Here is an 11,596-nt window from a genome sequence, read left to right as displayed (position 1 = left end):
CCTCGGTCTCAGGGCTCGATCTCGAGTCCCAGGGGCGGCATGTCCCCCGCACCGCGTAAGCAAGAGATGGCGCCTCCGAGAGACCAGCAGATGGCGCCCCGGATCCGCGCGACACATCATGCCTCGTCGACCTACATGGTGAGCGATGGTGCATCGTGATGTCCGGCAATTTCACCTTGTCATGCACAAACAGCGGATCCATGGGTGCGCCTTCGCTCCCTGCCACCGAGCTCGAAAGCTCGCGCGTCGCGCTCGTTCTACTTACCGCTTGCGTACCGCTGGCGCTCTGCTGGTGGCGCTCTGCCGCTGGCGCTCTCCTGCTGGCGCTTGCCACTGGCGCAGGACGATCGTGGCGTCCAGCTCTCCGGTGCGGCGTCCCGCCAACAATCGCTCCGACAATGGGATTGTAGTCCATCGGGTCGCCACACAGCAACCCTCGCGAGCCGCGAACGCAGGGTCGGGGTGTCGGGGATCACAGCGGGTGGCGCGCCACAGAGGCGCTGGCGCCGAGCGCCGCGCAGACGTGAGGCAGGGCCCCTGCGACCCGGGTATTTGCAAGGAACTCTCGTGACCTGGGGAACGAAGGTTCCACTCGAAGGGCGCTCAGCCAGCGGACGGGCAAACCGCTGCCCGCCGCTGCCCGGAGCGCCGAGCGAGCGGAGCGGCTCGACCGGCGAGGCGGCGCGCCGCGCTCCGGCGCGCCGTTCGTCTCAGTACCACTCGCTGCCGAGGCCCAGCGTGAAGGTGAATGTCGGCCCCTCTGGCAGGAACACCGGGTGGAGATCCGCGCTGATGGCGAAGCCGCTCCGCCGCGCGCCGCTCCCGGCCAGGCCGCCGAGGATCAGGGCGCCCCGCGCGTGAGCGCCGAAATACCAGGCCGCCGTGCTCTCACAGCCGGCGCTCGGGAGCGGGATGCCGCCCTCCGGGACCTCCGCGCCGCAGGTCGCGACGGCCACGTAATCCATGGAGGGTCCCGCGCCGAGATCGAGGAAGTGGAACAGCGTGAAGCCCGCGAGCACCGAGTTGTAGTCGATGAACCCCGCCTCGAATCCAGCGCTGTTCTCGGTGCTCTCGGGGGTGAGCGTCACCATCGGTGTGTTCTGGTAGTATATCCCGAAATAGTGGTTGACCTGGACACCGAGCCGGCCCGAGAGCGCGAAGACGGCCCCCACGCCCGTGGGTGACTCGATGATCCCGCCGCCGAGCGTCGTACCGAAACGAAAGCGCATCCCGTCCTTCTCGTCGTCCTCGGGCTCCTCCGGTTTCTCCTCGGGAGCGGGCGGAACCGGCGCGGGCGGCTCCGGAGCGGGCGTGTGCGCGGGCGGCGCGGCCCGCGGCGCGGGCGGCGGTGCAGGCGCTGGCGCGGACCGCGGCGCGGGCGGCGGTGCAGGCGCTGGCGCGGACCGCGGCGCGGGCGGCGGTGCAGGTGCCGGTGTCGACCGCGGCGCGGGCGCAGGCCGCGGCGCAGGCGGCACCGGCGTGGGAGATGGCGGCGGGAACGGCATGGGAGCGGGCGCAGGCGCGGGCTGCACCGGAATCGGCGCAGGCGCGGGTGCAGGCGCAGGTGCGGGCTGCACCGGTGTCGGCGCGGGTGCCGGCTGCACCGGTGTCGGCGCGGGTGCCGGCTGCACCGGTGTCGGCGCGGGTGCCGGCTGCACCGGTGTCGGCGCGGGTGCCGGCTGCACCGGTGTCGGCGCGGGCGCCGGCGCCGGCGCTGGCGCGGGCGCCGGCGCTGGCGCGGGCGCAGGCTGCACCGGTGTCGGCGCAGGAGACGGCGGTGGTGCTGGCTGCGCGGAGGCAGACGGGAGCGGCTCTGGAGGAGGAGGCGGCGGGAGGGGAGCGTCGCCCTGGGTCAAGGCCGTCGCCGAGACCGCCAATGGAACGGTGAGCGCCGCGAGCGCGGCAAGCCAGCGAGGGGGTGTCATCCGGTCTTCCTCGATGCGCTCCTCGCGGCCGTCAAGCGCGCGGAGGTGCGCGCTGTCGGCCGCGGTGCGCCGCAGCGGATGATCCGCCCGCGAGCCGTGGAGCGCCAGCCCATCGACGACCGCCCGATGAACGTCGCCCCCCGTCCCTCCACTTTCCTTCACGGAACGCGGCGGCTCCGGTAACCAGCCCCTCGATCCATGCGCCGAGCTCGCCAGGCCCTCCTCTGCGGTATCAGCCCCCTGCCCGGGATCCTCTTCTCCGCGGCTTGCGTGGAGGAAACGCTCCCCCCAGAGGCGACCGCGGGCGGCGGCACTGGAAATCTCCATGAGACGAGCGGCGCGGGTGAGGGCGGCGCCGGACCCGTGGACCCCAGCGGCACCGGCGGCGAAGCGGGGCACGCCGATGAAGAGGAGCGCAGCCCGTGACGGCCCGCGCGGCGGTCGCGCCGTCGACGCCTTCGCCCGCCGGGGCGGTGCCCGCCGTCCCCGCGGCCGGCGTGCAGGCCGCGCCGCTCGATTTCGCCGAGGTGTACGAGGAGATGTTCCCCTTCGTCTGGCGGACCGTGCGCCGGCTCGGCGTGGACGCCTCGGCGCACGAGGACGTGTGCCAGGAGGTGTTCGTCGTCGTGCACCGGCGGCTCCCGGAGTTCCTGGGCCGCTCGTCGCTGAAGACGTGGGTCTTCGGGATCGTCGTGAACGTCGTGCAGACGCACCGGAGATCGCTGCGCCGCAAGAGCCCCGCCCACCGCGGGACAGGAGAGACCGTGGATCCCGAGCTGCTCGCGGGGCCGAGCAACCTCAGCCCCTACGAGGCCATGACGAGGGCGGAGGCCGCGCGCGTCGCGCACGAGCTGCTCTCGTCGCTCGACGAGGAGAAGCGCGTGGTGCTCCTCCTCGCCGAGCTGGAAGAGATGTCGGCGGCGGAGATCGCGCGGGGCATCGGGGTGAACGTCAACACCGTGTATGCGCGGCTGAGGGCCGCTCGACAGGCGTTTTCCGACGCGGTGCACCGCCACCACGCCAGGATCCGAGGAGGCCGCAATGGATGAGCTCGGGGCCGGGGAGCGAGCGCTCCTGAACGCCCTTCGTGACGAGGACGAGCCGACCGACGACGACAGACGTCGGACGCGCGCGGCCGTGTGGGCGAGGCTCGGCCTCGCAGGGACGGCGGCCACGGCCGTGGCCGTGAGCGCCGAGAGCGCCGGAGCCGCCGGCTCCGCGAGCGCCGGCGCGGCCGCGCACGCGGTCGGCCCCGCCGCCGCGAGCATGGCCGCGAGCGCGAGCACCGCGGTCGCACAAGGCGCGGCCATCACGCTGCTCGGCGCCCCGATGAAGATCGGGCTGGCGGCGCTGGTCGTGGGCCTCGCGACGGGGGCCGCGCTCTACTTCCCGACACCGGGCGAGGCGCCCGACGCGCAACGCGCGCAGGAGGAGGCGGCGGGCGCGGCCGAGGCGCCCCGCGCGGCGCACGCCGCCGCGCCCTCCAGCGCCCCGAGCGACGGGACGCCTGCGTCCGCCGAGGCGAGCGCCTCCAGCAAGGGCGACGCTCCCGAGGCGTCCGGCGCACCGGCCGATCCGAGCGCCGCGCCCCCGGCGGCCGCCGCGGCGCGCGCGACGGCGTCGCGCACGCCCCGGGCGGCGGCCGCCGCGAAGCAGGGCTCCGAGGGGCTCGACGCGGAGATCGCGCTGCTCCGCGACGCGCAGCAGGCGCTGCAGGCGGGCCAGTTCGCGCAGGCGCTCTCGAAGCTCGACGAGCACGCCAGCCGGTACCCGAGGGGCGTGCTCTCGACCGAGCGCGAGGCGTCGCGCGCGATCGCGCTCTGCCGCTCCGGCCGCGCGCCGTCCGGCAGGGCGATCGCGGCGAGGCTGCTCGCGAAGAGCCCGGGCTCGCCGCTCGCGACGCGCGTGCGCGCCGCGTGCGGACAGGAGGAGTAGAGTGCGCGGGTGCACGTATCGAGGTGGGCGCACGCGCCGTCGATCCTCCCGGCGCTGATCGCCGCGGCAGGGCTCCTGCCCGCGCGCGCGCTCGCGGCGCCCGCCGAGCCGCGCACCATCGATCTCCGCTGGGAAGCGCCGGCGGGGTGCCCGCCGGTCGACGAGGTCCGGAGCGAGATCGCCCGGCTGCTGGGAACGTCGGAGCAGCGCCAGCCGATCGAGGTCGAGATCGCGATCGCTCGCGAGCGCGACGAGCGCTACCGGCTCGACCTGCGCATCCGCGCGCCGGCGCCGGGCGAGCGGGTGATCCATGGCGACGACTGCGCGTCCATGTCGCGGGCAGCGGCGCTGATCGTCGCGATGTCGATCGATCCCGACGCGGTCGCGCGGAGCGCCGCCGCGCAGCCCGCGCCGCCCCTGGCGATCGCCGCCCCCGCCGCCAGCGCGCCGCGCCCGCCGCCTCCCGCGCCGCGCCGCCCACCTCCCGCGGCAGCGCGGCCGTCCGCTACGACCGAGCGCGACGTGGAGGGAGCGCTCTGGGTGAGCACGCAGCTCGAGCAGGCGCTCGTCCCGACGATCGGCGTCGGGCTCGCCGCGGGCGGCGGGATCCGCAGCGGCTGGTTCCGCGCGGACGGCGCGGCTGGCGTGGTGCCGTCGAGCTCGAGCCACATCGCGGGGCTGGCTGCAGGCGCCGAGTTCCGGCTCTGGTTCCTCGAGGTCGACGCGTGCGCGCTCTCGCTCGAGCGCCCCATCCGCGTCTACGTCTGCGCGCTCGGCCGCCAGCACTGGCTCCGCTCCAGGGGGCGGGACGTCGATGAGCCCTTCACCCTCACGACGCCGATCTTCGCAGCCGGGCTCGGGACGCTGCTCGAATGGCGCATCGCCGCTCCCGTGAGCGTCGAGGGCGCGCTGCACGCCGTCGTCCCGCTGAGGCGGCCCCGCTTCGTCGTCGAGAACCTCGACGGCATCGTCTACCGCCCGCCGGCCGCGGGCCTCAGCGCGCGCCTCGGTCTCGCGCTGGCCTTCTGAGCCTCAGGGCAACTCCGGGCCGGCGCGCCACGCGGCCTCGATCGCGCAGCCGGCCAGCGCCTCGCGGTAGAGGCGCAGCTCGTCGTAACGCCCTCCGAAATACGGATCCTGATCGAAGTGGGATCGCCCGAGCCAGTTGTTCGCGTCCTGGATCGCCGAGAGCGGAAAGCCGACCGGCGTGCTGCCGAGGAGCGCACCGTCGAGGTAAAGCGAAAGGGTCCCCGCCCCGCCGTCGAAGACCGCGGCGAGCTGATGGATCTCGGCGTCATCGAGCGTGGGCGCGGTGGCGACCTGCACCTGGCCCGCGGCGCCGCTGTCGCTCGCGAGCGCGGCGATACCCGGCGGGTCGAAGCCCGTCGATGGGGTGATGACGAGGTAGGACCGCCCAACGCTCGAGTCGCCTTCGACGGGATTCTCACCTGTGCTGCCGATGCCGAAGTCGACGACGCGCAGGTACGCCCCTCCGCCGTTGCGGGCGACCCAGACCATGACGGTGACGTCGCTCAACCCCGTGAGGAGACCCGCGGGCAGATCGACGTAGTCGTCCTCTCCGTCGAGGGTGAGCACCCCTCCGCCGTCGAGGCTCGCGCCGCCGAAGATCTCACCGTCGGCGCCGCCGACCGTATCGGCGACGACCGCCCCCGCCCCGTCGAACGAGTACCGATGAGCGAGCGACGGCAGCGCATCGCAAGGGGCCGCGCCGCCGCCCCCTTCCCCGCCGCCGCCCGCCTCACCGCCGCTTCCCGCTTCACCGCCGCTCAGCGCCCCGCCACCACGCCCACCTTCCCCGCTGCCACGACCACCTTCCCCGCCGCCGCCCACGACCGACGTCGGAGTCATACGGCCCACCGCAATATCCACATCTGCCCCACATCCGGACAAGCCGAGGAGCAGCACCATCATCGTAGTCTTCCGCGCGCACGACACAGGCTGATCCTAGCGCGGGTGTGCGGTCGATTCGATCACGAAAGGCGCGCGCTCCGGCAACGAGGGGGAGAGTGCTGATTCCACACGCGGGAGCCGACCATGATGTGCCGACTTGACCGAGTGTTCGCAGGTCCCTGGCTCGCCGCCGGGGGATGTCTCTTGAGCATCTCGTGCACTGGCATCCTCGGAGGTGATGACGCTCCGGGACCGGGACAGGACCCCGGAGACGACGCCGTCGTCGCGCCGGGCGGGATGCCTTTGCACCACATGACAGCATCGGAGTACAACAACACGGTCGCCCACCTCCTGGGCACGCGCCTGCGGCCGGCGGACGGATTCCCCGCCTCCGGCGCGAAGGGCTTCGACGCGAACGCCAGCGCGCTCTCGAGCCTCTCGCAGGTGCTCGTCCAGGGGTATTACGACGCCGCCAAGAAGCTGGCGGCCGACGCGTTCTCGAACGAGGCGCAGCGCGCCCAGATCCTCGTGTGCGACCCGGCGGAGGGCGCGGGCGACGGGTGCGCGCGCGAGATCATCGAGCGCTTCGGGCTGCGCGCCTTCCGGCGCCCGCTCGAGGCGGCGGAGGTCGACCGGTACGCGGCGCAGTACGACGACGCGCGCACCACCCTCGAGATGTCCCCCGTCGAGGCGGTGGAGCACGTCGTCCGGACGCTGCTGACGTCGCCGAATTTCTTCCTGCGGATCGAGGTCGGCCCCGACTCGAAGCGATCGCCGGGCGCCCTCGGCGGCCATGAGATCGCGTCGCGCCTCTCGTACCTCCTCTGGAGCTCGCTCCCGGACGAGGAGCTCTTCGACGCCGCAGAGAGCGACGAGCTGGCCACCGAGGACGAGCTCCGGGAGCAGGTGGACCGCATGCTGGCCGACCCGAAGAGCGCCGCGTTCTTCCAGAACTTCTTCGGGCAGTGGCTCGGGACCCGCACGCTCCCGAGCCACAGCGTCGACACAGCGCTGTTCCCCGGCTGGAACGACGAGATGAAGGGCGCGATGATCGACCAGGCCAACGCCTATTTCACCGGCTTCACGACCGGCGAGCGGCCGTGGTCCGAGTTCCTCACGGCGCCCCACCCGGAGAGCCCGCTGCTCGCGCCGCTCTACGCGAACGACCCCGAGGCCGGGCGCGCCGGGTTCCTCACGCTCCCCGCGTTCCTCACGCTGTCCTCGCGCGCCGATCGGACCTCCCCCACGTCCCGCGCGAAGACGATCCTGGCGCAGCTCTACTGCGCCGAGCTGGCCCCGCCCGCCGGCGTGGATATCCCGGAGCTCGAGGCCGCGGGAGGCGACACGGGCACCGTCGACAACGTCCGCGAGAAGCTCGAGAAGCACCGCGAGTCGCCCGACTGCGCGGGCTGTCACAATGTCCTCGATCCCATCGGGCTGAGCCTCGAGAACTTCGATGCGATCGGCGCCTACCGGACCGAGTACCCGAACGGCGACGCGGTCGACGCGACAGGCGAGTACGGGGGCGCGGCGTTCCAGGACATCTCGGGCCTCATCCCGGAGCTCCAGAAGGACCCCCAGCTGGGGATCTGCCCCTCCGAGCAGCTCTTCACGTATGCGTTGCGCCGGCGCCCGATCGGCGGCGACAGGCGCACGCTCGAGGTGATCGCCGCGCGCTGGGAGAAGGGGACGATCGCGGATCTGGTGAAGCAGGTGGTGACCAGCGAGGCGTTCCGCCTCCGCGCAGCGAAGGTCGTGGCGAAGTGAAGCCGCAGGCGTTGTTTCCTCACGGAACCAGGCACGAAGGAGCGATGCGCACATGAAACGCGGAATGACACGCAGGAACCTGTTGCGCGGCGCGGGCGTCTGCCTGGCGCTGCCGTTTCTCGAGAGCCTCGCGCCGCGCGGGGCGCGGGCGGGGGAGCCCGGCACGCCGAAGCGCTTCTTGCTCTGCACCTTCCCGAACGGGGCGCCCCACCACTGGTGGGAGACGGCGCCCGCGTTCGGCAAGACGCTGAAGGGCGCCGATTTCAAGCTGCCGAGGGTGCTCGAGCACTTCGCGCCGGTGAAGTCGAAGATGCTCATGATAAGCCGCCTCGGCAACCACACGTGGAGCAAGGAGCAGAACGCGTTCCTCGAGCCGTCCCACTCGCGCTGCATGGCCGCGCTGTCGACCTGCGTGGACGCCGATGAGCTCGGGAGGGCCGCCGGGCAGGACCTCGGCGAGTGGGTGGGCAACGGCGTCTCGGTCGACCAGCTCATCGTCCAGAAGGCAGGCCCGGAGCAGGCGACCCGCATCCCGTCGCTCCAGACCGGGCTCGGGGTGAAGCCCGGCTTCTTCGACGGGCGCAGCTACGCCTACAATCAGGCCGTCTCCTGGAAGAGCCCGCGCGAGCCGCTGAAGCGCTCGGTCAACCCGAAGGCGGTGTTCGACGCGCTCATCAACGCGGGCGCCGCGAGCGCGCCCCCCGTGCCAGGGCAGACCGACGAGCAGGCCAGGATCGAGGCGGAGCGCCGCGCGGCGACCGAGAAGAGCGTCATCGACGCGGTGCTCGGGGACGCGAACTCGCTCATGCGCAAGGTAGGCTCGGACGATCGCAAGATCGTCCAGCAGTACCTGGACGCCCTGCGAGAGACCGAGAAGAACGTGACCCGCGTCCAGTCGACGATGACCCCGTCGAGCCTGGGCTGCAGCCCGATCGGCGAGCCCGGCGTGGTCCCCGAGCCGCCGGGGCAGCAGGAGGGGCTCAACGAGAACGACAGCACGGAAGCCGGCGAGTACAAACACGACGATCACGCGAACGTCATGATCGATCTCATCGTCATGGCCATTCAATGCGACGTGACGCGCGTGATCACCCACATGCTCGACGACGCGCGCTCCGAGTTCGAGTACCGGTGCATCCCGGCCGACGTCCGCGCGAAGGTGGGCCTCGAGTACAGGGAGGGCAGCAGCCTCCATTATCACTCCTGCCAGCACGGCCCCGGCAACCTGGGCGCCACGGACGAGGGCGGCCGCTACGCGGTCGTCGAGGAGAGCAACCTCGACTTCGCGGCGATCAACTGCTGGCTCGGCCAGAAGACAGCGCAGCTCGCGCAGCGGCTCGACGCGATCCCCGAGGGGGATGGAACGGTGCTCGATCACTCGGTGATGGTCTACATGAGCGAGATGCGTACGCACGACCACGACGCGTACGATCTGCCCATCGTCCTCCTGGGCGGCGACGGCGTCTTCCTGAACGACGCGCACGTCGCATATGGCCCCCTCGGTCAGGATCGCCAGCTCCGCGATCTGTGGTTCACCATCATGAACCAGTACTACAACCTCGGCGTCGCGTCGTTCGGCGAGGATCGCCGCGGCGTGCCGAACGCGCTCCTCGAGGAGATCCTGCGGTAGCTCTGCCGTTCACGGTCTCGATGGATGGGCTCACACCGGAGGTCGAAACGCGATGTTCGAAAGCCGCTCACGTCGGTTGGTGTCCGGGGGTCTCCGTGTCGTGCTCGGGCTGCTCGCGACCTGCGCAGCAGAGCTCGGGTGCTCGAGCGACCTGTCGCCCGCGTCTCCCTCGCAGGGGTCGCCCTCGCCGGAGTCGCCCTCGCCGGGCGACGGCGGCGGTCCGGAAGGCGCGCCGCCCTGCGAGGAGACGAGCGACGGGCCAGCGCTGCCGCAGGCGTTCGCGCTGAACTGCGGCGGGTGCCATAGCGCCCACGGCAAGCCGACCGGCGGGTTTCCCGATCTCTTCGCCTTCGACGGCACCCTGCAGGAGTTCACGGCGCAGGTGCGCACGGAGCGCACGGGAGACGCGCGCATGCCGGCCTTCGGCGAGCAGCAGATAGCGACGGCCGACATCGAGGCGATCTTCGCTTATTTCTCCGCGGGAGCGCCGCCCGCGCCGGCCTGCGACGGCGGCGAGGTCGATCCCGGCGAGTGCTCCGGCGTGGACGGCGAGATCTCCCCGCTGTTCCCCTCGGCGGCGGCGGGCGAGCCGATCACCACGACGGCCGCCGATGGGACGATCACGCTCGAGGCCGCAGGGCGCGTGCGCGGGCGCCACGAGAAAGAGGAAGAGTTCAGCCCGTACCAGCCGCGCTATTTCGAGAACCGAAGCTACAAGTTCATCGTCGAGGACACGATCCCGGCGGGCGGCAGCACCGTCAAGTTCACCTGGCTCCCCAAAGCAAACGCGTCGAACAACCAGACCATCAATTTCCGCTGCTGGTACTCGGGCGAAGGCAACGTGTTCGACTCGAACAACGGCATGGAGCGCATCACGAGCACCCACTGGGAGTTCGTCGTCGATCGCAACGCCAGGGACAGCAGGGAGATCCGCGCGGGAGATCTGCTCGAGTTCGAGTTCGGGGTGTTCCTTGACGCGGGCACCGTCGAGGGGAGGACGAGCTATTACAGCGACACGTTCCGCTACCGCGTCGGCAGCGGCGAGCTGACGCCGTTCGACGAGCCGAACGAGGCGGCCCTGTCGGGCGGCGACGGGACGATACCGTACATCTACGAGGAGCCTCATCTCTATTACGAGCAGATGGCGCTCAACATCCAGGAGAGCTCCATCCAGCCCTTCCTCGAGGGGCGCCGCCTGTTCCATACGGATTTTGCCACCGGCGAGCACAGCGAGGGCGGTAACCCCGTCTTCGACGAGCACGCCGGCAAGGCGGGGCCGCTCTCGAACCAGGCGGCGTGCGTGAGCTGCCATATCAACAACGGTCGCGGCGCCCCGCCCGAGCCCGGCGAGGCGATGGAGACCGCCGTCGTGAAGCTGTTCGGCGCAGGCGCGAACGCCGACGGCGGGCCCACCGCCGACCCGAGCTACGGCCGGCAGCTGCAGGACAAGGCGCAGGGCGGGGGCGAAAGCGAGGGTACGGCCACCGTGGCCTACACCGAGGAGCCCGGGCAGTTCCCCGATGGCACGCCGTACGTCCTGCGAAAGCCCACGTTCCGCTTCGACGGGCTCTCCGCAGGGCCTATCGCGAGCTACTCGGTCCGCGTCGCACGCCCGCTCGTGGGCATGGGCCTCCTCGAGGCGATCGCAGAGGACGCGGTGCTCGAGCGCGCAGACGGGATGGACTGCAATCAGGACGGTATCTCGGGCCGTCCGAACCTGATCCCGGACCCTGTCTCGGGGGCGCTGCAGATAGGGCGCTTCGGCTGGAAGGCGGGCAAGGTGAGCGTGCCTCACCAGGTCGCCGACGCGCTGGTGGCGGACATGGGCGTGACGACGAGCCTGTTCCCGGTCGAGGAGTGCGGCGAGGCGCAGTCAGGTTGCCAGGACGGCACGCGCGGAGATCCCGAGCTCTCCGACGAGGATCTCGACAGGCTCGCCGTCTACATGCGCATGCTGGGCGTGCCGCCGCGCCGAGACACGGCGGACCCGGCCGTCCAGCGCGGAGAGGCGCTGTTCAGCCAGGCAGGGTGCGCGAGCTGCCATGTCCCCTCGATGAAGACGGGGAGCCGCCACCCGCTCGTCGAGCTGCGGGATCAGCTCATCCAGCCCTTCAGCGATCTGCTCCTGCACGACATGGGAGAAGAGCTCGCGGACACGTCGACGAGCGACCACCTCGCGGGGCCGCGCGAGTGGCGGACGCCGCCGCTGTGGGGCATCGGGCTGCTCGAGGCCGTGAACGGCCACACCCAGCTGCTGCACGACGGCCGCGCGCGGAACGTCGTCGAGGCGATCCTGTGGCACGGCGGCGAGGCGGACGCCGCGAAGCAGCGCTTCGTGGCGCTCCCCGCGGAAGATCGCGACGCGGTGGTCGCCTTCCTGCGCTCGCTCTGAGCGCCCGCCATCCTGCGCTCGCTCTGAGCGCCCGCC

At 72.0% G+C, this 11,596-nt stretch carries 9 protein-coding genes; 7 read left to right on the top strand and 2 right to left on the bottom strand.

Annotated features, from left to right (window positions below):
• Positions 1 to 710 precede the first annotated feature (710 nt).
• The gene (locus WME82_RS07470) at positions 711 to 1,229 is read right to left on the bottom strand and encodes a hypothetical protein (protein WP_438042256.1); all 519 of its coding nucleotides are present in this window, start codon (positions 1,227 to 1,229) and stop codon (positions 711 to 713) included.
• Between the two features lie 119 nt (positions 1,230 to 1,348).
• On the opposite strand from WME82_RS07470, the gene WME82_RS07465 reads away from it, so the two are divergent.
• From WME82_RS07465 to WME82_RS07450, 4 genes are all read left to right on the top strand, one after another.
• Positions 1,349 to 1,888 carry a hypothetical protein gene (locus WME82_RS07465; protein WP_438042255.1) on the top strand — a complete coding sequence of 180 codons (540 nt, stop codon included), beginning with the start codon at positions 1,349 to 1,351 and terminating at the stop codon, positions 1,886 to 1,888.
• Positions 1,889 to 2,347: 459 nt separating this feature from the next.
• On the top strand, positions 2,348 to 2,974 hold the full coding sequence (locus WME82_RS07460; RefSeq protein WP_438042254.1) for an RNA polymerase sigma factor: 627 nt from the start codon (positions 2,348 to 2,350) through the stop codon (positions 2,972 to 2,974).
• Positions 2,967 to 3,860: a hypothetical protein gene (locus WME82_RS07455; protein ID WP_438042253.1), complete on the top strand. Its 894-nt coding sequence runs from the start codon at positions 2,967 to 2,969 to the stop codon at positions 3,858 to 3,860. Before WME82_RS07460 ends, WME82_RS07455 begins: the two co-directional genes overlap by 8 nt.
• Positions 3,861 to 3,869: 9 nt before the next feature.
• On the top strand, positions 3,870 to 4,889 hold the full coding sequence (locus tag WME82_RS07450) for a hypothetical protein (RefSeq protein WP_438042252.1): 1,020 nt from the start codon (positions 3,870 to 3,872) through the stop codon (positions 4,887 to 4,889).
• A gap of 3 nt (positions 4,890 to 4,892) precedes the next feature.
• Here WME82_RS07450 and WME82_RS07445 read toward each other — a convergent pair whose 3' ends face one another.
• On the bottom strand, positions 4,893 to 5,729 hold the full coding sequence (locus tag WME82_RS07445; protein ID WP_438044866.1) for a LamG domain-containing protein: 837 nt from the start codon (positions 5,727 to 5,729) through the stop codon (positions 4,893 to 4,895).
• 354 nt (positions 5,730 to 6,083) lie between these two features.
• On the opposite strand from WME82_RS07445, the gene WME82_RS07440 reads away from it, so the two are divergent.
• From WME82_RS07440 to WME82_RS07430, 3 genes are all read left to right on the top strand, one after another.
• The gene (locus WME82_RS07440) at positions 6,084 to 7,538 is read left to right on the top strand and encodes a DUF1592 domain-containing protein (protein ID WP_438042251.1); all 1,455 of its coding nucleotides are present in this window, start codon (positions 6,084 to 6,086) and stop codon (positions 7,536 to 7,538) included.
• Between the two features lie 52 nt (positions 7,539 to 7,590).
• Positions 7,591 to 9,168, top strand: coding sequence for a DUF1552 domain-containing protein (locus WME82_RS07435; RefSeq protein ID WP_438042250.1), 1,578 nt, complete (start codon positions 7,591 to 7,593; stop codon positions 9,166 to 9,168).
• A gap of 79 nt (positions 9,169 to 9,247) precedes the next feature.
• Entirely contained in the window at positions 9,248 to 11,560 is a 2,313-nt protein-coding gene (locus tag WME82_RS07430; protein ID WP_438042249.1) for a di-heme oxidoredictase family protein, read from the top strand.
• The last annotated feature ends 36 nt before the right edge of the window (positions 11,561 to 11,596 follow it).

Origin of the sequence: Sorangium sp. So ce128 (genome assembly GCF_051525245.1) — a bacterium.
GTDB lineage: Bacteria > Myxococcota_A > Polyangia > Polyangiales > Polyangiaceae > Sorangium > Sorangium cellulosum_B.
The sequence above is the reverse complement of the archived record's forward strand: the minus strand, read 5'-3'. Positions and strand labels throughout refer to the sequence as shown.